Origin of the sequence: Streptomyces lacaronensis (assembly GCF_047337785.1) — a bacterium.
Classification (GTDB): Bacteria; Actinomycetota; Actinomycetes; order Streptomycetales; family Streptomycetaceae; genus Streptomyces; species Streptomyces lycopersici.
Window position 1 is genome coordinate 4743728 of the sequence record NZ_JBLHDK010000003.1, and the last position, 18879, is coordinate 4762606.

General features: G+C 71.0%; 22 protein-coding genes. 9 read left to right on the forward strand and 13 right to left on the reverse strand.

Going from position 1 to position 18879, the window contains the following annotated elements:
* The first annotated feature begins 9 nt into the window (after positions 1–9).
* Positions 10–603 carry a DUF4291 domain-containing protein gene (locus tag ACMTAK_RS20035; RefSeq protein WP_413807492.1) on the forward strand — a complete coding sequence of 198 codons (594 nt, stop codon included), beginning with the start codon at positions 10–12 and terminating at the stop codon, positions 601–603.
* A 56-nt stretch (positions 604–659) separates the two neighbouring features.
* Here ACMTAK_RS20035 and ACMTAK_RS20040 read toward each other — a convergent pair whose 3' ends face one another.
* Complete coding sequence (locus ACMTAK_RS20040; protein WP_413807493.1) at positions 660–911, reverse strand: hypothetical protein; 252 nt, start codon at positions 909–911, stop codon at positions 660–662.
* Here ACMTAK_RS20040 and ACMTAK_RS20045 point away from each other — a divergent pair.
* Positions 898–1524, forward strand: a complete 627-nt coding sequence (locus ACMTAK_RS20045; protein ID WP_413807494.1) for a hypothetical protein — start codon at positions 898–900, stop codon at positions 1522–1524. The genes ACMTAK_RS20040 and ACMTAK_RS20045 overlap by 14 nt on opposite strands.
* Before the next feature lie 39 nt (positions 1525–1563).
* Here the strand turns inward: ACMTAK_RS20045 and ACMTAK_RS20050 are convergent, their stop codons facing one another.
* Positions 1564–2379, reverse strand: a complete 816-nt coding sequence (locus ACMTAK_RS20050; RefSeq protein WP_413807495.1) for a class I SAM-dependent methyltransferase — start codon at positions 2377–2379, stop codon at positions 1564–1566.
* Between the two features lie 75 nt (positions 2380–2454).
* Between ACMTAK_RS20050 and ACMTAK_RS20055 the strand changes: the two genes are divergently transcribed.
* Together ACMTAK_RS20055 and ACMTAK_RS20060 are read left to right on the forward strand one after the other, a co-directional pair.
* Positions 2455–3048 carry a TetR/AcrR family transcriptional regulator gene (locus ACMTAK_RS20055; protein ID WP_413807496.1) on the forward strand — a complete coding sequence of 198 codons (594 nt, stop codon included), beginning with the start codon at positions 2455–2457 and terminating at the stop codon, positions 3046–3048.
* A gap of 191 nt (positions 3049–3239) precedes the next feature.
* A complete protein-coding gene (locus tag ACMTAK_RS20060; protein WP_413807497.1) occupies positions 3240–3530 on the forward strand; it encodes a hypothetical protein in 291 nt (96 codons plus the stop codon).
* On the opposite strand, the gene ACMTAK_RS20065 is transcribed toward ACMTAK_RS20060, so the two are convergent.
* On the reverse strand, positions 3531–4436 hold the full coding sequence (locus ACMTAK_RS20065) for a LysR family transcriptional regulator (RefSeq protein WP_413807498.1): 906 nt from the start codon (positions 4434–4436) through the stop codon (positions 3531–3533). It lies immediately after the preceding gene.
* 71 nt (positions 4437–4507) lie between these two features.
* Between ACMTAK_RS20065 and ACMTAK_RS20070 the strand changes: the two genes are divergently transcribed.
* The gene (locus ACMTAK_RS20070) at positions 4508–4780 is read left to right on the forward strand and encodes a CBU_0592 family membrane protein (protein WP_413807499.1); all 273 of its coding nucleotides are present in this window, start codon (positions 4508–4510) and stop codon (positions 4778–4780) included.
* Positions 4781–4793: 13 nt separating this feature from the next.
* Here the strand turns inward: ACMTAK_RS20070 and ACMTAK_RS20075 are convergent, their stop codons facing one another.
* From ACMTAK_RS20075 to ACMTAK_RS20085, 3 genes are all read right to left on the reverse strand, one after another.
* Complete coding sequence (locus ACMTAK_RS20075; protein ID WP_413807500.1) at positions 4794–6032, reverse strand: cytochrome P450; 1239 nt, start codon at positions 6030–6032, stop codon at positions 4794–4796.
* A gap of 60 nt (positions 6033–6092) precedes the next feature.
* Complete coding sequence (locus ACMTAK_RS20080; protein WP_413807501.1) at positions 6093–6797, reverse strand: SRPBCC family protein; 705 nt, start codon at positions 6795–6797, stop codon at positions 6093–6095.
* Positions 6798–6886: 89 nt separating this feature from the next.
* Entirely contained in the window at positions 6887–7336 is a 450-nt protein-coding gene (locus tag ACMTAK_RS20085; RefSeq protein WP_413807502.1) for a nitroreductase family deazaflavin-dependent oxidoreductase, read from the reverse strand.
* Between the two features lie 155 nt (positions 7337–7491).
* Between ACMTAK_RS20085 and ACMTAK_RS20090 the strand changes: the two genes are divergently transcribed.
* Entirely contained in the window at positions 7492–8199 is a 708-nt protein-coding gene (locus ACMTAK_RS20090) for a TetR/AcrR family transcriptional regulator (protein WP_413807503.1), read from the forward strand.
* A gap of 4 nt (positions 8200–8203) precedes the next feature.
* Here the strand turns inward: ACMTAK_RS20090 and ACMTAK_RS20095 are convergent, their stop codons facing one another.
* Positions 8204–9082, reverse strand: a complete 879-nt coding sequence (locus tag ACMTAK_RS20095) for a class I SAM-dependent methyltransferase (RefSeq protein WP_413807504.1) — start codon at positions 9080–9082, stop codon at positions 8204–8206.
* 47 nt (positions 9083–9129) lie between these two features.
* On the opposite strand from ACMTAK_RS20095, the gene ACMTAK_RS20100 reads away from it, so the two are divergent.
* A complete protein-coding gene (locus ACMTAK_RS20100) occupies positions 9130–9723 on the forward strand; it encodes a helix-turn-helix domain-containing protein (protein WP_413807505.1) in 594 nt (197 codons plus the stop codon).
* Between the two features lie 73 nt (positions 9724–9796).
* On the opposite strand, the gene ACMTAK_RS20105 is transcribed toward ACMTAK_RS20100, so the two are convergent.
* The 4 genes from ACMTAK_RS20105 to ACMTAK_RS20120 all read right to left on the reverse strand — a co-directional run bounded on the left by ACMTAK_RS20105 (position 9797) and on the right by ACMTAK_RS20120 (position 14035).
* Positions 9797–10414, reverse strand: coding sequence for a GTP-binding protein (locus ACMTAK_RS20105; RefSeq protein WP_201855067.1), 618 nt, complete (start codon positions 10412–10414; stop codon positions 9797–9799).
* A complete protein-coding gene (locus ACMTAK_RS20110) occupies positions 10362–10841 on the reverse strand; it encodes a DUF742 domain-containing protein (RefSeq protein WP_413807506.1) in 480 nt (159 codons plus the stop codon). Before ACMTAK_RS20110 ends, ACMTAK_RS20105 begins: the two co-directional genes overlap by 53 nt.
* Before the next feature lie 106 nt (positions 10842–10947).
* Positions 10948–11418, reverse strand: coding sequence for a roadblock/LC7 domain-containing protein (locus ACMTAK_RS20115; protein ID WP_020868862.1), 471 nt, complete (start codon positions 11416–11418; stop codon positions 10948–10950).
* Positions 11399–14035 (reverse strand): ATP-binding protein, encoded by a 2637-nt coding sequence (locus ACMTAK_RS20120; RefSeq protein WP_413807507.1) that lies wholly within the window; start codon positions 14033–14035, stop codon positions 11399–11401. Before ACMTAK_RS20120 ends, ACMTAK_RS20115 begins: the two co-directional genes overlap by 20 nt.
* A gap of 505 nt (positions 14036–14540) precedes the next feature.
* On the opposite strand from ACMTAK_RS20120, the gene ACMTAK_RS20125 reads away from it, so the two are divergent.
* Complete coding sequence (locus ACMTAK_RS20125; protein WP_413807508.1) at positions 14541–15680, forward strand: substrate-binding domain-containing protein; 1140 nt, start codon at positions 14541–14543, stop codon at positions 15678–15680.
* A gap of 65 nt (positions 15681–15745) precedes the next feature.
* Here ACMTAK_RS20125 and ACMTAK_RS20130 read toward each other — a convergent pair whose 3' ends face one another.
* A complete protein-coding gene (locus ACMTAK_RS20130) occupies positions 15746–16573 on the reverse strand; it encodes a calcium-binding protein (RefSeq protein ID WP_413807509.1) in 828 nt (275 codons plus the stop codon).
* Positions 16574–17083: 510 nt separating this feature from the next.
* On the opposite strand from ACMTAK_RS20130, the gene ACMTAK_RS20135 reads away from it, so the two are divergent.
* The gene (locus tag ACMTAK_RS20135; protein ID WP_413807510.1) at positions 17084–17674 is read left to right on the forward strand and encodes a RodZ family helix-turn-helix domain-containing protein; all 591 of its coding nucleotides are present in this window, start codon (positions 17084–17086) and stop codon (positions 17672–17674) included.
* Positions 17675–17699: 25 nt separating this feature from the next.
* Here the strand turns inward: ACMTAK_RS20135 and ACMTAK_RS20140 are convergent, their stop codons facing one another.
* Positions 17700–18875: an RNA polymerase sigma factor gene (locus ACMTAK_RS20140; protein ID WP_413812944.1), complete on the reverse strand. Its 1176-nt coding sequence runs from the start codon at positions 18873–18875 to the stop codon at positions 17700–17702.
* Positions 18876–18879 lie beyond the last annotated feature (4 nt).

Genomic DNA, 18879 nt, shown 5'->3' on the forward strand with positions numbered 1-18879 from the left:
CTGTACGCCATGAACGAAGCGCAACGCAGGATCCGTGCGCTCCACACGGCATCCACGATCACTGTTTACCAGGCGTACCCGCCGGAGATCGGCCTGCCCGCGGTTCGGCAGGGGCATTTCCCCGCCGCGTGGAAGCGGGACCGAATGACGTGGATCAAGCCGTCGTTCCTCTGGATGATGTACCGCTGCGGCTGGGGCACAAAGCCGGGGCAGGAGACCGTACTCGCCGTCGAGATCACTCGCACGGGCTTCGAGTGGGCGCTGCGCAACGCGTGCCTGTCGAGTTACGTACGTGGGCTGCACCCCGACCTCAGCACCTGGCGACGCCAGGTGAAGCGTGCACCGGCCCGCGTCCAGTGGGACCCCGAGCGCGATCTGCGCCTCCGGGCCCTGCCCTACCGCTCACTGCAACTCGGGCTCTCCGGTGAGGCCGTACGCCGCTACGCCGACGAGTGGACGGTCTCCATCAGCGACGTGACCCCGCTCGCCCAGGAGATCCACGCGCTCGTCGGTCGAGGCGACGTGGAATCCGCGGCCCAGAGGCTGCCTCAGGAGCGGGAGTACCCCGTCACCGACGGGCTGACGGCCCACCTGCGCTCGTAGGAACGACCGCGGCCGCCTCACCCACCCATCGCCTGCCGGGGGGCGGCCCCGTCGCTTCAGCCGTCCTGGCGTTGAGTCACGTCTCCCTCGAACGTCGAGTCGCGCACGACCTGCACGCCGGGCCCGTTCATCAGCTGCCGGGCCGAGCGGCTCTCGACACCCCGGAGTTGCTGGAGGCGCCGGGCGCCCGCGCCGTCGAGGCTCGTCTGCCATACCGCGAAGGCGGCAGCCAGAGTTACAAGCACGGCCGTAGCGGCCCACCACGCTGCCGTCCAGTTCTGTGTCAGCATTCCGGTGGCCACGTTCACGGCCGCCGCCACCACAACGGACCCGGCTGCTGCCACTACACGCATTACCGTCATTCCCATCACTGTCCCCCATCAGTTCCGTAGCATGACAATGCCGATTCTTCAGCATGGGGGACGTGCCGTGTGGGGCAAACGCTATCAATCGGTCAAAGACAACGAGGTCGGCGGCAATCTGACCGTGATCATGGGCGGCGAACCGGCCGCCACGGATCTGGAGCGCGCGGCGGACCGATTACGGAAGGACGTCCTGTCCAGGGCGTCGGTCTGGCTGCCGGCAACCCTCCATGGCCGTTCCATTCGGGGCTGGAGCGGCACGATCAAGGCCGACGGCTGCGCCGGAGGCGCCGTCAAGGTGACCCTGGCATTGGCGGGAGAGGTGCCGGTGACCTTCACTCTGAGGGACTCCGCGGATTCCCCCATGAAGGACCTGTCGGAGCCGGCCCGCCCGAAGCGCCGACCGGTCTCCCTCACCCTGCGGAGACTGGACGATCGGCCCTGCTCCCTCCTCGTCGAGTGGAGCGGCCCGGGCCTCGTTGATGACGGTCTGGAGCCCGCCCGCAAACGGCTCGGCGTCACCGCGTCCACGATGACTCACTCCGCCTTCGCGGAGTGAGCGGTTGGCTCCGAAGGTCCATCCTCCCGCTCGACCGGGTCAGCTGACGGCCGTTCGGGTCGCCGTGATCACCACTGTCGTGTACGGCATCGTGAAGCTGCCGCCCATCGCGTCGATGGCCGCGCCCACGCCCTCCAGCACCTCCGCCAGCTCGGCCGGAGGGAGCCGGGTGAAGGCGCCCTGAGTGGGGATCTGCTCGAGCCAGGCGTCCCGGGTGTAGGTCCACTCCCAGTCGAACCCCCACTGTTCCGGTTCGCCGAACGCGCCCGCCTCCCGTATCCCGTCGGCGGCCTTGGCGAGGATCGGCTGATACACGTCCGGGCCGCCCCGCGTCACCGCCCGGAAGTCGAACGGCGCGTCGGGCATCACCCGTCGGCAGACCGTGGCGAGGGCTTCCGCCAGATCGGCCGGGAGCCGGAACACGTTCCAGAACGCGGCCAGCCGGGCGCCGGGCCGCAGTACCCGGGCGGCTTTGGCCGCCCCTGCGACCGGGTCGATCCAGTGCCACGCCTGGCCCGCGATCACGGCATCGAATTCCCGACCGGCCGGATCCCAGGCTTCGAACGTCGCGACCTCGACCTCCGTCCCGAGCCGCCGCGCCACGTCGGCCATCCGGGCGTCCGGCTCGACACCGAGCACCGTACGGCCGGTCCGCTGGAACTGCCGGGCCGCGATACCGGTGCCACAGCCGACGTCGAGGACGTCGGGGCCGGGGCCGCCGGTGGCGATCCGGTCCACCATGGCCTGGGGGTAGCGGGGCCGGGCCTGGTCGTAGCGTTCGGCATCCGTGCCGAACGACTCCGCCATCTGCCGATGTTGATGGGGCTCGTTCCCGGAGAACGGTAAAGTGGGCATGCGCCCACTATGAGTGGGCACTTGCCCACTCGTCAACCGGGTGGGTTCACGAGCAAGGTGAGGGAGGGACGCACGGTGCCGACAGGGGTGGCCATGCGTGACGTACGCGAGCAGTTGTTCCAGGCCGCCGAGCGAGTCCTGCTCCGGGCCGGGCCGAGCGCGCTGACCAGCCGGGCCGTCACCACGGAGGCGGGCTGTGCGAAGGGCGTCCTGCACCGGCACTTCGCCGACTTCGACGCCTTCCTCGCCGAGCTCGTACGGGACCGCATCGCCCGGCTCGACCACCAGACCGCCGCCCTGCGCGACGCCGCCGGGACCGGTACCGTCGCCGGCCACCTCGCCGACGCGCTGACGACCCTGTTCGAGTCGGTCGCCGTGGGCCTCGTCAGCCTCGTCATCTCGCGGGACGAGCTACGCGCCCGCCTCCGCGAGACCACGCCGACCGGCCTGCCGCTCCTGACGGAAGCCACCGCCATGATCGCCTCCTACCTCACCGCCGAGCGGGACCGGGGACGCATCGCGGCCGACGCCGACATCGACGCGCTCGCACCCACGGTGATCGGGGCCGGGCACCTGCTCTTCGCGGACCGCGAAGCCGCGCCGCCGGACGCCGTGGCCGTCCGCAAGATGGTCACCACCGTCATCGCCGACGTCGTACGGGAGCCGTAGCCCCGTCACGACGATGTCCGCTTCGGGGACGATTTCTGGGTGGTCGAGTGAAGGCTGACCGGCACGTCCGCGGCACCGCCAAACGGGTCCGGCCCTCGCGGAACCGGCGAGCCACGCCCGCCATCGGTCAGCCGTACCCCCGTCGGTACGATCAGTACTGAACGGGAACCCATCCCACAGGGGAGCAGGTCATGTCCGAGTCGACCGTGTCCGCCCGAAGTGACTCGCCCGCCGTCGCGCTGGGCCCCACCGCGCTTGTTCTCGGCCTGTTCTCCGCCGTGGGCACATGGGTGCCCGCGCTCGTGCTCGTCACCCTTCCGTGGACGATCATCGCCGGGCCGCTCGCCATCGCGCTCGGAGCCATGGGTGTGCACCATGCCCGCCGCGGGGTCGGGCGCCTGTGGACCGCCATTGTCGGAACCGCCCTCGGTGTCATGGGGATCGGCGGCATCACCGCCCTTTTCTGGCCCTTCGGCGGCTGACTACACATTGGTGTCGAGCTCGGCGGCGGACGCGATGATGGCGTCGAGGACGGTGAGGACTTCCTTGCGGGGCTCGGAGCGGGTGGTGCGGTGCCGGGCGATCAGGCGGCGGGTCCCCAGGCCGGGCAGGGACACCGCCTTTACGCCGTCGGGCAGTACGCCCAGCACCGCCAAGGCGGGCACGATCGCGATGCCCAGACCTCCCGACACCAGCGAGAGCGCGACGTCGTAGTCGTAGTAGCTGTGGACCGGGGGCGCGGCCTTCAGGCCGTGCCGGGCCTGTTCGGTGGCGCTGTGGGCGGCCGCGTCCGGGTCGACCCCGAGCCAGGTGAGGTGCTCCAGATCCGCCGTACTGACCGGGACCGGCGTCGCCGCGGGCATGATCACCACCCACGGTTCCTCGAGCACCGGCACATCGCGGGTGCCGCGCGCGGCCCGGTGTCCGAGGGGGGTCTCGGCCTCCAGAACGATCAGGTCGACCGCACCCGACCGCAGCTCCTGCTGGGCCTTCTCGCCGTCCATCTCCCTGATCAGCAGTTCCAGACCGGGGAACTGCTCGCTCAGCCGGTGCACCAGCGGTACGAGCAGCATGCGGATCACCGTCTTGAAGGCGCTGATGACGACCGTGCCCGTCACATCCCCCTGCAGCGCCGCCAGCGCCTTGCGGGCGTCGGTCAACTCGGACTCGATGCGTTCCGCGGCTTCGGCGAGAACCCGGCCCGCCTGGGTGAGGACGGCTCCGCGGGGCTGACGGTCCAGAACGGTGACGCCGACCGCGGCCTCCAGGCGGGCGATCTGCTGGGAAACGGCCGACGGTGTCAGACGCAGGACATCCGCCGCCGCCAGCACCCCTCCGGCCCGGTGGACGGCCAGCAGCACGGCCAGTTTGCGTGCGTCGATATCCATTCAGTTCAGCTTAATGCCGGGGGAAGACAACTTCGATTGATCTGTATCGTAGCGACCGCCACTATGGCGGTATGGAGGAGTTGCTGCCCCCGGTCGCCACGGCGGCCGGGTGGATCGGTGCGCTGTGCACCGCCACGGCCTACGCCCTGGTGTCACGTCGGCGGATCGAACCGGATTCGCGCGCGTCCCAGTCGATCAACATGCTCGGTGGCGCACTGCTGGCCGTATCGGCGGCCGCCAATGGCGCCTGGCCATCGGTGACTTCGAACTTCGTGTGGGTCATCATCGGCATGCAGACCCTCGTGGGCGTACGCCGCGGACTGGGCGTGACCGACAGTCGCTAGCCCCGCGCAACGGCTACCACACCACCGGGACCTGCTCGAAGCTGTCCGTGAGCACTCCGGCGCGGCGCGCCAGCTCGGAGGACGGGACGGCCAGGGCGAGCTCGGGCAGGCGGTCCAGGAGGATCTCCAGGGCGATGTGCAGTTCGGTGCGGGCCAGGGCCTGGCCTATGCAGGAGTGGGCGCCGGCGCCGAAGGCGAGGTGGCGGTTGGGGGTGCGGGTCAGGTCCAGCTGGTCGGGGTGGGGGAACATCCGCTCGTCGCGGTTGGCGGAGGCGACGACCGAAACGGTGGTACTGCCCTTCGGGATCACCTCGCCGCCCAGTTGGGCGTTCTCCGTCAGGTAGCGGGGCATGCCCGGACCACGGTTGACGTCGAAGCGGAGCAGCTCCTCGACGGCCGGGCGGATCAGCGAGCGGTCGTCCAGCAGGCGCTGCCAGCGGGAACGGTCGTCGAGCAGGACCGGGACCAGCTTTCCGATCACGCTCGACGTGGTTTCGTGGCCGGCGTGCATCAGGCCCCGCGCGATCTGGACCAGGACCGCCTCGGGCGGGCGGGGGTCGGCGGCGTCGGTGATCTCGATGAGTTTGCTGAGCAGGTCGTCGCCCGGCGCGCTCCGTGTCCGGGCCACATGCTCGCCCAGATACGCCAGAAGCTCCTCGCGGGCGGTGCGGGTCTCCCGCTCGCCGTAGCGGTCCCCGCCGAACAGGGCGCCCGACCAGTACGCGAAGCGGTCCCAGTCCGCTTCCGGTACGCCCAGCAGGGCGCCGACGACCCGCGCCGGGAACGGGTACGCGAAACCCGTCCAGAGGTCGGCGGGGATCGGCCCGGCCTCCATGGCGTCCACCAGGGCGTGGCCGATGGTGACGATCCGGGGGCGGAGCGCGGCGACCCGCTTGGCGGTGAGCGCCTGGCCCACCAGGCGCCGCCAGCGCTGGTGCCGTTCGCCCGTACCGGTCCCGTCCGGCCCCGCCTCGCTCACATCCCGGGGGAAGCGAGGATCGGACAGCATCGTGTGCACGTCCTCGTACCGGGTCAGCACCCGCACCCGGGCGCCGGTGGAGCGCAGCGTCAGCTCAGGGATCGGGCACCCCTCCGCCCGTAGCGCCGCCCACTCCTTCGGGGGTTCGAGGGGGTGCTCCGTGGCGAACGGGAAGTCCCCGAGCGGGCAGCGTGCTTCCGCGCCTTCGGGCTTCGCGCTTTCCGCTTCCGCGCCTTCCGGTTTCGTCTCGTCCGCCACTTCTGCTTCACCCACGGAGCGCCTCCATAGCCGTACGACGTGCGGCGAACAGTTACTCACCACTCATGGGTGAAGTCAAAGAGGCTGCCGGTCATGGCGGTTGACGGCCTCGGCGGTGGTCTTCAGGTCGCTCAGCCACGCTTCGAGGCCCTGGCCCAGGGCCTCGGTCGCGGTGGGGACATCCGCTTCGACCTGGTCGCCCGTCCACGTTTCCTCGGTGTGGACGCGGACGCCTCCCCTGACCCTGGTGAAGGTCCACAGATGGACGCCCTCGTCGATGCGCAGCCCTTCGCCGATCGCGGGCCCGCTCCACCGGACGCAGGAGTCGCGCTTGAGCTGGTGGACGGTGGAGGTGATGTTCAGGGTGGTGGCGGGGGTCGTCGGGGTGGCGGGCGCCGGGGTGGTCCACCGGAACCGCGAACCCTTCCGGAGCGGGCCGGGGTCGAGGCGTTCCATGGTGAGGACGGGGGGCTGCCAGACCGGCCAGCGCTCCACGTCGGTCTGCAGCGCGAAGACGGTGCTCAGCGGCGCCTTGATCATGACGTCGGACTGGTAGCGGATCCGGGCGGTGGGGTCGACGCCCTCGCCGCGGCAGGTGGAGGGGCCGTTGTGGTGGGCGGCCTGAGCGGTCTTGGCCCTCGCGGGCGCGGCTTGGGTCTGCGGGGCGGCCATCCCTACGACGCCCGCGGCGGCGAGCGCGATCGTGAGCGCGGTGGTGCGTGCGGTGCGCCGGGACTGGTGGTGCGAGTTCGGTGTGGCCGACGGGCGAGTGCTGGACATGGGGTTTCCCTTCGTTGTGGGCGAGTTGTGGGCGAGTTGGGCAAAGCGGTCGGCGGAACGCGTCGCCGACGGGTCGCGCGACCCGCGGGTCATCCCCGCGCGCTGATCCTGAACACCGGGAAGCCGGGCGCGATCTCCAGCAGCTTCTCGTCGCTCGAATGCGCGTCGACACCGTCGAAGAAGCGGCCGACCTCCCACGCCCACTTCTTCAGGTACAGCCGGAGGATCTCCGGCTTCGCGCCGTCCTCCACCTCGACCGCGGTGAACGGCTCCACCCTGCGGCCCAGCCGCAGTTCGCCGCCGCCGGCCGCGCGCATGTTGCGCACCCACTGGGTGTGGCCGCGCGGGGCGACGAGGTAGCGCTCGCCGTGCAGGGTGAGCGGGTTGACCGGGGTGGTGCGCCACTCGCCGCTCTTGCGGCCGCGCACGGCCAGGATCTGGCTCCCGGCGAGGCCGATACCGATCTTCGTCAGGCGCTTGGCGAGGCCGTTGAAGATCCTGTCGAACGTGCCGGGCTTGAGGTTGCGGAGCTCGGTCATGTCATCCCTCTTCCACTCTCGATGTGCGAGAGCAGTGTTCGAGTGGCGAGAGCAGTGCTCTCTGTTGAGATCACTGAACACCGAACCCCGCCCAGAAGTCAAGAGCAGTGCTCTCGGAATCGTGCGCCGCTCTCGTTCATGGCACACTGGTCGGCATGAACGCCAGTCGGACAGCCAGGGACCGGGCTCGGGCGGAACTCACGCAGGAGATCAAGAACGAGGCCCGGCGTCAGCTCGCGGTGGATGGCGCCCAGAAACTCTCGTTGCGCTCGGTCGCCCGGGAGCTGGGCATGGTGTCATCGGCCCTCTACCGCTACTTCGCCAGCAGGGACGAGCTGCTCACCGCCTTGATCATCGACGCCTACGACGCGGTGGGCACGCAGGCGGAGAAGGCCGCGGAGGGGGGCGCGCCGCGGGAGCGCTGGCGCAAGGCCTGTCACGCGGTCCGGGACTGGGCGCGGGCCAACCCGCATGAGTACGCTCTGATCTACGGTTCACCGATCCCGGGATACGCCGCCCCGCAGGACACGGTCGCCTCGGCGGCGCGCGTACCGATGGTCCTGATCAGGATCCTGCGGGAGACGAACCCCTCACCCGCGTTCGAAGGCCCGCCCCTGACCGAAGGGCTGGCCGGTCAGTTGCGGGCACTCGGCGAGCAGGTCGCGCCGGATGGCGAGCGGATCGCGCCGGATCTGCCGCTGGAGACGCTCAACCGCGGCCTCGTGGTGTGGACGCAGCTGTTCGGGATGGTGAGCTTCGAGCTGTTCGGTCAGTTCGTCGGCAGCGTGGACCCCACGGACGAGTTCTTCGACCACACGATTGACCAGCTCGCCGACTTCCTCGGGCTTCCGCCGGCCCGTTGACGGGTCATGGGCGGCGGGCCGCCCACAGGGTGCGCTCGGCGCGGACGGTCAGGTCGTCGCGTCGCAGAACGCCGTCCGGGCCGTCGCTGTCGAGGAGGTGGTCGAGGGTGGCCAGGTCGTCGGGGCTCAGGCGCTCCGCCACATGGGAACGCATACGGCGGAGGAACGCCTGGGCGTAGCGGCCGGTGGGCTCGGGGAGCGGGGGACGCAGATCGATGGCGAAGGGGCGTTCCGTCACGCTGCCGAATCCGGCGCGGGAGAGGCGAGGGCCCCAGTCGGAGCCCAGTTCCGGCATCCGCTCGGCGTGCTCCTGGGCCTGTACGGCGTGACAGCGGGCTTCCAGGCCGGGCCGCCCTCGGCCGACGTCCTCGGGGAGGAAGCGCGGGAAGCCGGCCATCTCGATCATGGCCAGGAGACCGCCGGGGCGCAGCCGCTCGAAGATCTCACGCAAGCCACGGTCGGGGTCGGTGAGGTGGTGGACGGACGCCGACGCCCACACCAGGTCCACGGGGCCGAAGTCCGGCCACGAGTCGTCCAGATCGGCCTGGACGGTTCGGACGCGGTCCTCCACCCCGTGTGCGCGGGCCTTGCCCCGCAGATGCTCCAGGAGGTCAGGGGATCGGTCGACGGCGATCGCCTCGGCGTTCTCGAAGCGCTGGAGCAGGGCGAGGGTGCCGGTGCCGGTGCCGCTGCCCAGGTCGAGGATGCGGCGGGGTGGGTGGTCCCGCGTCAACTGGGCCAGCTGAGAGGTCACTTCGGACAGATAGGCGTGCAGGACTTCGGCGTCGAGGTCCAGGAGTTCGGCCCAGCCCGAGTCGTCCGCCCCGGCGGCGCTGTGTTGGTGGTGGTGCTGGTGATGGTGCCCGTGGTGGTGGTCCGTCATGTTTCGAGCGTAAGTGGGTCTTGCCTCAGCGACATACCATCTTGCGTATGACGCAAGAGGACAGCGCTCTCGACACCCTGGTTCGCAAGCGGATCAGGGGACTGCGTTCGGCCATGGGCTGGTCGCTGGACGATCTGGCCGCCCGCTGCTATCTGAGCCCGTCCACGCTGAGCCGGATCGAGACGGGGCATCGACGGATCAGTCTCGATCAGTTGAGCGCGATAGCGCGGGCCCTGGGGACCAGTCTGGATCAGCTGGTGGAGTCGACCGCCGACGATGACGTGATCATCCGGCCGCAGCATGACGCGGCGCGCGGGCTGACCACCTGGATGCTGAACCGCCAGCCCGGGGTCATCGTGGCCAAGCTGCGCCTCACCAAACCGGCTCCGACCGGGGCCGAGGCGCTGAAGGTGCATCCGGGCAGGGACTGGTTCACGGTCCTGTCCGGGGCCGTCACGCTCGTGTTGGGGGATCGGAGGATCGTCGTCGGGACCGGGCAGGCGGCGGAGTTCTCCACGATGATCCCCCATGCCTTCGGAGCGCACGGCGGGCCTGCCGAGGCGCTGGGCATCCTGGACCAGGACGGGCGCCGTACGCATCTGCGGTCACTGCCGGACGGGGGCGAGGATACGGAGGGGTGAGGGCGCCCCCGGCCCGTGATCTCGGTCTGCTGATCTCGGTCCGCGTCGTCGGCCGTTCCTCCGATACGTCCTGTCAGGCCGGGGCGGCGGCGGACTGGGCGCGGGAGAGGGCCACGTCGAGGACGACCAGGAGCGCGTCGCGGACCGAGCCCGTCTCACGGGCGTCGAAGACGATCAGCGGGACGTGTTCGGAGATGTCCAGGGCCCAGCGGACCTCGTCCAGATCGTGCTGGACCTCGCCGTCGAAGGCGTTGATGGCGACGGCGAAGGGGATGTCCTTGTGCTCGAAGTAGTCCACCGCCGCGTAACAGTCGTCCAGGCGGCGGGTGTCCACGATCACCAGACCACCGAGGGCCCCCTCGACCACGTCGTCCCACATGAAGCCGAAGCGGTCCTGGCCCGGCGTGCCGAACAGATAGAGCTTCAGCTTCGGGTCGATCGTGATGACACCGAAGTCCATGGCGACCGTGGTGGTGGTCTTGCCGGGGGTGTGCGTGAGGTCGTCCACGCCCGCCGCGACCTCCGTGATCAACGCCTCCGTGGTCAGCGGCCGGATCTCGGAGATCGCGCCCACCGCCGTGGTCTTGCCGACCCCGAAGCCACCGGCGATGACCAGCTTGACCGGCAGTGGCGGTTCTTCAACCGCTGTCGCGGAGTGAGCCCCGTGAGTCGGGGACGGCACGGAGACCATCGATAACCCTTCGCAGTACGGAGATGTCGTGGACGGTCCCGGCGTTCGGGACGTGGACCGCCAGATGTCCGGCGGCGCACAGGTCCTCCGCGAGGACCCGGACCACGTTGAGATGCAGACGCAGCCGGGCGGCCAGCTCCGCCACCGACTGGGGGCGTCGGCAGGCGGCGACGATGTCGCGGCGCTCGAAGGTGAGCGACCGCAGGGCGGACAGCCCGTCCGGCGTCGCCACGATCTGGGTCTCGACCGGGAGCGGTGGCGCGGCGCCGCTCCCGGACACCCTGCCCGCGGTCAACAGGAACGGGCGGACGGCGGAGGCGCGGGCGGCGGGCTCGGTCCGTTCGACGGGCTCGGTCCGTTCGGCGGCTTCGGTCGGCCCTACGGGCTCGGGCGGCTCCGGGGCGGCCCGGGCGTCGTCGTCCGCCACCTGCCCCGCCGCCTCCTGCGCTGCCGCTTCGTGCGGTACTGGTTCGTGCGGTACTGGTTCACCGGCGACCATCGCGACCCCCCTCCTCCATGCGCCGTGCGACCCGTCAGCCGACGGATCCGGCGCTCTTCTTCAGCTCCATGACGAGCTGCGGGGTGAGCGCGGTCCCGGCCCGGTTGGCGAAGAGGGTCATCTCATACGCGATGTTGCCCAGCTTCGCCTCCTTCGTGGTCACCACGCCGAGCACGGCACCGCAGCCGATGGACGACACCAGTACATGGCCGCCTTCGAGATCGATGATGACCTTGTTGAGGTCGCCGAGGCCGTAGTTGCCGGAGGCACCGGCGGCGAGGCTGGTGACGCCGGAGACGATCGCGGCGAGCCGCTCTGAGTCGGCCTGTTCCCGCAGTTGGGAGACGGCGATCAGCAGACCGTCGGAGGACACCGCGATGGCGTCGACGACACCGGCGGTCTGGGTGGCGAATCGGTCCAGCAGCCAGGTGAAGTCGGCCGCGGCGGCTCGCAGATCGGTGGCTTCGCGCTCAGCGGTACCGCTCTTATCTGTCGGCGTGGTCACTGCCCGACTCCTTCCGGGGTCGCTGATGTGTCGATGGCATGGCTTCGGCCGGGGTGGTGGCGGCGCTGTCCCGCTCCGCCCTGCGTACGGCCGCCTCGAACTCGTCGAGTTCGGAGCGGACCGCGTCGGCGTCGGCAGGACGGCGCGTCGCTGGGATCGCCCGGTCGGCCGGTGAGGTGGTCTTGTCGAGCGTCGCGCCCCGGACGCGGCGGCGGAGGGGTCGGGAGCCGGGGGCGGCGGCCGGTGTGGCGTTCGGCTCGTTCGCGGCGGGCCGCCCCTTCCCGGCGGTCGGCGCGTTCGCCGTCTCCGTCTCCTTCGCGGCGCCGGCCGACTCCGCGTTCGTACGGGACGTCGCCGGGACGCGCCGCGGCAGACCCGACTCCGTCACCGGCGCCGCCGGGCGCCGCTCGGGCGCGGTGGCGGAGGCCCGTACGGGCGGAGGTGTGGCGGCAGGCGCGGGCGCGGACTCCCGTCCGGCCCCTGCCGCGCCCCTATCCGTCCCCGAAGCCGTAGCCGTAGCCGTAGCCGACCTCGCGACCGCCGGCTCCTCCCCCGCTCCCCGCGCCACCAGCAGCGTCGACGGCACCCACACGCTGCCCGTGACCCCGCCGCCCGGCGTACGGCTCAGCGTGACCCGGATGCCCCAGCGCCGGGCGAGGCTGCCGACCACGAAGAGGCCGAGCACCTTGGTCGGTACGAGGTCGAGCCGCTCGCGCCGCACCAGGCGGGCGTTCTCCTCCTCGAGGCGTTCCGCGGCCAGGCCGAGCCCGTGGTCGATGACCTCGATCAGCGCGCCGCCGTCCGCCGTGACATCGGTGCCGGGCCGGACGACGACCTCGACAGGGGTGTCGGACGGGGAGAACGAGACCGCGTTCTCCAGCAACTCCGCCAGCATCAGCGTGAGGTCGCCGGTGATGTCGGGCGCGACGGTGGCCTCGGTCTCGGACCGCAGGGACACCCGCTGGTACCCCTCGATCTGGCCGAGCGCCGCGCGGATGACATCGGCCAGCGTCGTCGGCCGGGCGTCCAGCTCGGTCTCCCGGATTCCGGCGAGCAGCATCAGGCTGTCGGCGTTGCGCTGGAGGCGTACGGCGATGTGGTCGATGCGGTAGAGCCGCTCCAGGATGTCGGGGGCGGTCTCCTCGCGTTCGACGGCGTCGATCAGGGTGAGCTGGCGGGTGGTGAGGTTGCTGACCCGGCGGCCGACGTTGCCGAACATCTCACCGACGTTGCGGCGGCTGAGCACCTGCCGCTCCAGCAGCGCCGCGGCGGTGACCTGCACCTGGTTGAACGCCTCGGCCAGATCGCCGATCTCGTCGCGCACCGGGACGGGGATCGGGCGGGGCCGCAGCGGGGTGGTGTCGGTGGTGTCGTCGTCCTCGACCTTGGCGAGTTCCTCGTCGGCCACCTCGACCACCTGGTGGGCGGCGCCGGTGAGGGCCGCCAGGGGGCGTACGACGGAGCGCCGGACCAGGAACGAGAAGGTCAGCCAGGCGGCGAAGCCGAGGGCGGCGAGGGCGAGCAGGGCCAGCGCCCTGGACAGGGCTTCGTCGGAGACGCCGTCGGCCCGGTCGGCGATCTCGCCGATCAGCGAGCGGGCGATCCCGAGGCGGGCCTCGGCCTGCCGGTTGCCCTGGGCCATCGCGGTGCGCAGCTGCCGGGGCGACTGGCCCTGGAGGGAGCTGGGGTCGATCTGGAGCTCGGCGAAGCGGTCCTCGATGCCGTTCTCCTCGGCGTTCCGCTCGATGCCGTCGAGGCGCAGGACCTGGTCGGGGTCGGCGACCCTGGCGAAACGTTCCGACTGCTCCTCGTAGACCCGGTGGGCGCCGACCGCGCGGGTGTACTCGGTGAGGCCGTTGGCGTCCCGGGTCTGGGCGGAGAACACCCCGCCCTCGAAGGCCGCGTGGGCGGCGTCGGCGCGCATCACGGCGTCGACCAGCTCGATGACGGAGGACGAGGGGCTGTCGGAGAAGTGGTCGAGCCCGATGCCGTCGATGAGATAGCCGACGGCTGCGGCATACGCGGGGTCGATGCCGGCGGCGGGCACCGAGCCCCGTTCGACCTTGTCCCGCAACACGCTCAGGCGCTGGACGTAGTCGAGGGCCTGGGCCTCGTCCTTCGGCAGGGCGGAGCCGAACGCCGAACGCACATCGGCGGCCCGCTCATCGGTGACCCGCTGCGCCCGGCGGTAGTCGGCGGTGGAAGGGAGGGTGGCCCCGGGGCGGACCGACTCCTGTTGGACGGAGAGCAGGAGCGCCTCCCGGTGCTCGGTCTGCACGTCGTTGATCAGCCGGGCCACCTGGCCGCTGTCGCGCACCCGCTCGGCGATCCGGTTGGCGTCCAGGGCCTGCTGCACCTGGCCGTTCACGGCAAGGCCGAGGAGCGTGCCGACGACCGTCAGCGGCACGATCACCAGGACGTTGAGCTTCCGCCGGAACGGCCATCGGTCGAGGAGCGCGCCGAGGGCTTCCGTCTTACGACCCGACGTACGACCGGCCTGACGACCCGTCGTACGACCCGCCTTGCGGCCCGTCGTGCGCCGGGACCCCGAACTCGGCGGCGGCGCGTGTCCGGACGGCTCCTGGTCGGCTGGCGGGTCCGCCGTGTCCACAGACACCCAGGTCCTCCTTCGATGTGCTCCTGAGCGGTGACCGAGGTGTTGTTGCCGCCGATCGCCGACACCGGGAAACGGGACGTCGGCGAAGGCGATTCCGGCCGGAATGCGAGCGATGGATTCGCGCCACACGCCGGACCGGGCGTGAACACTACCGCCTGCGCGCGGACGCGCAAGGGATGGCCTCTCAACGGCCACGGAATTTCCACGGTTTGCTGGGTTTAGGTCATCTACGTATCCCCCGGCGCGCCGCCAACCGCCCAACCGGTGGCCGGGAGGTGGCCGCCCGGTGGTCATGGGGTGGAGGCCGGGGGCGGCGCGTGGGCTGGCTTGTTCACGACTGTGCTCGACGGGGCAGCGGATGGCGAAGGGGGCTGCCCGGCGCGGCGCCGCCACCCGTACCCTGTCTGCTCCCAGCCCCTGGCCCACCCCGGTCCATCCCTGGGCCGCCCCGGCCCGCCCACCGGCCCGAACCCTCCGTACCACTCCGTGCCCTGCGAGGAGACCCGTGCACCCCACCCGCAAGGCGGCCCTGACGGCCACTGCGCTGCTGGCCGTGGCCATCGCCGGCTGCGAGCCCGGCGCCGCCTCCACCACGACCCACCGGACCTCCGCGAAGCCCGGCTGCCCCACCGTCCTCTCCAGAGCCGAACGAGCCGTCAAGAAGGCGGAGGCCGTCGACGCCCCGTGGAAGGGACCCACCACCGGACCCGAGGCGGCCGGTCACGGCAAGAGCATCGTCTTCATCGCCCATGACCTCTCCAACCCCGGTCCGGCCGGAGTCGCCCAGGGCGTGCAGGAAGCCGCGTCGCTGCTGCGGTGGGGCGCCCGCACCATCAACGGCCAGGGCACGCCGGAGGGTTACCGGTCCGCCTTCAAGAAGGCGCTCGCCCTCAAGCCGGACGGCATCGCCATCGCCGGTTTCGACCCCGGCAGCGTCGCCGACGAGATCAAGGACGCCAAGGCGGCGGGCATTCCGGTGATCGGCTGGCACGCCGCCCCGACCCCGGGCCCGGACGGGAGCCCCGATCTCTTCACCAACGTCACCACCCGGGTCGAGGACGTCGCGAAGATCAGCGCCGACTGGATCATCGCCCGCTCGGACGGCCGCGCGGGCGTGGTGCTGTTCACCGACGGCACGGTCCCGTTCGCGAAGCGTAAGTCGGACCTGATCAAGAAGGAGCTCGCCACCTGCTCCGACGTCAAGCTGCTGAGCTACCGGAACATGCCGATACCCGAGGTCAACAAGCGCGCCATCGGGGAAGTCCGGTCCCTGCTCTCCCGCTTCGGGGACAAGTGGACGTACTCGGCCGCCATCAACGACCTGTACTTCCGGCACACCGCCGCCGCCCTGCGCGCCGCGGGCAAGGACGGCGCGGGCGCCCCGTTCAACATCGGCGCGGGGGACGGCGACCCGTCGGCCTTCCAGCGCGTCAACGGCGAGCGGTTCCAGGCGGCCACGGTGCCCGAGCCCCTCACCGAACAGGGCTGGCAGATGGTCGATGAGTTCAACCGCGCCTTCGCGGACGAGCCCGCCAGCGGATACGTTCCCTCGGTGCACATCACCACCGCCGCGAACAGCGGTGGTGCGCTGTCGTGGGACTCCGAGGGCTATCGGCAGGCGTATCGCAGGATCTGGGGGAAGTAGGCGACGGGAAGGGCCGGGGCTCCCAGCGGAAGCCCCGGCCCCAGGTGACCTGGTCCTGCCCGGACTCAGTCCTGGTGGACCTCGTTGCTGCCCGGCCCGCCGGAGAGCGTGTCATTGCCCCGGCCGCCCCACAGCACGTCGTTGCCGCTGTTGCCGTAGATCGTGTCGTCGCCGTCCTCGCCGTACAGCGTGTCGTCGTCCTGGTCGCCGTAGATGGCGTCAGCGCCCTTGCCACCGCGCAGGATGTCCTTGCCGGTGCCCCCGCGCAGGACGTTGTCCTCGGAGCCACCGGTGATGGTGTCGTTCCCGGCGTCACCGTGGCATTCCTGCGCGCAGTTGGTGATGGTGTCGTCGCCGTCGCCGCCGTAGGCGCCGAAGCCCATGACCCCGCCACCACCGTCGATCTTGTCGTCGCCGTCCTCGCCGTAGAACGTGGGCGCGGCGCTGCCCCGGAGGACGTCATCGCCGGCGCCACCGTGAATTCCGGCGTAGGCCGAACCATCGGGGTCGATCTTCGCGGTGTCGTCGCCGTCACCGAGATCGACGTCGAAGTTGTCGGAGTCGTCGGAGTTCTGCGGGATTTCCACCGCGCACTGGGCGACGGTGTGATCGCTCGCGGTCGGGTAGGTGCACTCGTCCCAGTTCGCCGCCTCCGGATCGATGGTGATGTCACCCTGGTCCCGGAAGGTGAGGACGTAATAGGACTCGAATTCCCCACGGCTGACGATCTGTTCGGAGACCGTCAGATTGTTCTTCTGTCCCGCGGCGGCCTTGTACCAGAGCTCGCCGTCCTCGTGGACGAGAGAGCCCGAGGTCGTCGGGGCCGCCTGGGCGGCGGGCGCCGCGAGCGCGGCTCCCCCCAGGGCGAGAGCGAGGGTGGCCGTAGCGGCCATGGTCCGGTACCTGCGCATAGGGAATTGGCCCTTCGTGCGATCAGTGCCGATGGGGCCGGTGAGAAATTCCGGTTGAGTCACCGGGTACCGGCTATCGGCGATGTGGTGTTTCCGATCGCCCCGATAGACCGTGATGGACGGCAAGCGGTTGCTCCGAAAATTCCCTAGTTTCCCGCGGTTTCCCGCAACCGCAGGTCATCGAGTTATTCGAAGCGAGTTGCACAAGGAATAACGACATCGCCGTAACCGGCCTTTCCGAGTCGCTTAACCCCTTGTTCACCCGGCCGGTCGCGGCGGGGGGGCCGCATCCGTTCGCCGGATCGCCGCGGAGGTCATCACACGGGAGGAGACGAGGCGGACCCGGACGTGGGTGGTGATCCACCGGCTGATCCGGATTCCAGTAAACATTTCCTGGAGAACATCTCCGAAATCTGTGGAGCTTCGGTGTATCCGCCTGCCAAGATCTCCCCTCATAACTTCCCCGTTGACTCAGGAATATCAGGGATTCTCGTGCGGAAAATGAATGCGGCCGCCACCGTGGCCATCGCGGTACTGGCTCTGGCGCTGACCGGCTGCGGCAAGGACGACGACAAGGGCGACCAGTCGTCCGGCGCCTCCGACAAGACGGCGTCCGCTCAGAAGGCGGACGACGCGGAACGCGGCACCGCCTCCGCCACTCCCACCGGTGCGAGCCCCAGCCCGAGCCGTACGAAGCCCGCCAAGAGCCCCAGTGCGAGCCCGAGCAGCCCCAGGGCCACCCGCGCCGCCGACGCCACCACCCCGGCCCCGCGCCGCACGACCCCGAAGACGCGGGCCCCCGCGCCGACCCGGGCGGGCGCCCCGGCGAGCGTGCAGGGCACGTGGTACTCCACGGTGCGCGACCCGAACGGTAAGCCGCTCGTGATGACCGTGAGCGGCGGTTCCCTCTCCGTGGGGTACCAGGGCAAGTCCTGCCCCGGGACGATCAGTGCGAGCATGGCCGTCACCATGAGCTGTCAGGGCGAGACCATCTCCGGTGGCCGCGCCGTGGTCAGCGGGGACGGCCAGAGCCTCACCGTCAACTGGCCGCAGGGCAACCCCGACCGCTACGTCCGCCCGTGAGCCGACTCGTGGCTGATGCGGCCCGTCAGTGGGATCGGCCGGTGTTGAGCCGGGCGGCCTGGCGGGTCAGATAGTCGCGTTCGGCGACGTTGGACGCCTTGTGGGCCGCCTCGGCGTACAGCCGGGCCGCCGTCGCCAGGTCGCCATCGCGCTCGTGGAGGTACGCCGCCACCGCCGCGTGGCGGGGCAAGGGGTATCCCCTGCTCGAAGAGCCAGGGGAGGAATCGTCCAGTTCCGCGAGCGCGGCCAGCCCGGCACGCGGGCCGTCGGCCTCGCCGACCGCCACCGCCCGGTTCAGCCGGACGACCGGGCTGTCGGTCAGACCGACGAGCTCGTCGTACCACTCCACGATCTGCACCCAGTCGGTCTCCTCGGCGGTGGGCGCGTCCGCGTGGAGGGCCGCGATGGCGGCCTGGGCCTGGAACTCGCCCAGCCGGTCGCGGGCGAGCGCCGCCTGGAGGATCTCCACCCCCTCGGTGATCGCCTTGGTGTCCCACCGGGAGCGGTCCTGCTCGGCGAGCGGCACCAGGCTGCCGTCGGGCGCGGTCCGGGTGGCGCGCCGGGCGTGGTGGAGCAGCATCAGGGCGAGCAGCCCCGCCACCTCGGGGTGGTCGATCGCGGTGGCGAGCTGCCGGGTGAGCCGGATGGCCTCGGCGGCGAGGTCGACGTCGCCCGAGTAGCCCTCGTTGAAGACCAGGTACAGCACGCGCAGCACGGTGGCGACATCGCCGGGCTGGTCGAACCGTATGCCGGAGACGGTGCGCTTGGCCCGGCTGATGCGCTGCGCCATGGTCGCCTCGGGCACCAGATACGCCTGGGCGATCTGGCGGGTGGTGAGGCCGCCGACCGCGCGCAGCGTGAGCGCGACGGCGGACGACGGCGTCAACGACGGGTGGGCGCACAGGAAGTACAGCTGGAGCGTGTCGTCCGCCGAGGCGGCCGGGCCGGGCGCCGGTTGCTCCTCGACGAGATCCTCACGCCGGCGGCGGGCCGCGTCCGCCCGGGTCGCGTCGAGGAACTTGCGCCAGGCCACGGTGACCAGCCAGCCCTTGGCGTCCCGCGGAGGGTCGGCCGGCCAGCCGCGGACCGCCTCGATGAGCGCGTCCTGTACGGCGTCCTCGGCCGCCGCGAAATCGGCTCCGCGGCGGACGAGGACGCCGAGCACGCCCGGCGTGAGGCTCCTGATCAGGGCCTCGTTCATCCGC

Coding starts and splice junctions, on each gene's coding strand:
- ACMTAK_RS20090 (WP_413807503.1), top strand. CDS start 7,492: ATGAACGCCAGTCGGACAGCCAGGGACCGGGCTCGGGCGGAACTCACG.
- ACMTAK_RS20085 (WP_413807502.1), bottom strand. CDS start 7,336: ATGACCGAGCTCCGCAACCTCAAGCCCGGCACGTTCGACAGGATCTTC.
- ACMTAK_RS20065 (WP_413807498.1), bottom strand. CDS start 4,436: ATGGATATCGACGCACGCAAACTGGCCGTGCTGCTGGCCGTCCACCGG.
- ACMTAK_RS20095 (WP_413807504.1), bottom strand. CDS start 9,082: ATGACGGACCACCACCACGGGCACCATCACCAGCACCACCACCAACAC.
- ACMTAK_RS20070 (WP_413807499.1), top strand. CDS start 4,508: ATGGAGGAGTTGCTGCCCCCGGTCGCCACGGCGGCCGGGTGGATCGGT.
- ACMTAK_RS20035 (WP_413807492.1), top strand. CDS start 10: ATGAACGAAGCGCAACGCAGGATCCGTGCGCTCCACACGGCATCCACG.
- ACMTAK_RS20060 (WP_413807497.1), top strand. CDS start 3,240: ATGTCCGAGTCGACCGTGTCCGCCCGAAGTGACTCGCCCGCCGTCGCG.
- ACMTAK_RS20050 (WP_413807495.1), bottom strand. CDS start 2,379: ATGCCCACTTTACCGTTCTCCGGGAACGAGCCCCATCAACATCGGCAG.
- ACMTAK_RS20100 (WP_413807505.1), top strand. CDS start 9,130: ATGACGCAAGAGGACAGCGCTCTCGACACCCTGGTTCGCAAGCGGATC.
- ACMTAK_RS20080 (WP_413807501.1), bottom strand. CDS start 6,797: ATGTCCAGCACTCGCCCGTCGGCCACACCGAACTCGCACCACCAGTCC.
- ACMTAK_RS20105 (WP_201855067.1), bottom strand. CDS start 10,414: ATGGTCTCCGTGCCGTCCCCGACTCACGGGGCTCACTCCGCGACAGCG.
- ACMTAK_RS20130 (WP_413807509.1), bottom strand. CDS start 16,573: ATGGCCGCTACGGCCACCCTCGCTCTCGCCCTGGGGGGAGCCGCGCTC.
- ACMTAK_RS20140 (WP_413812944.1), bottom strand. CDS start 18,875: ATGAACGAGGCCCTGATCAGGAGCCTCACGCCGGGCGTGCTCGGCGTC.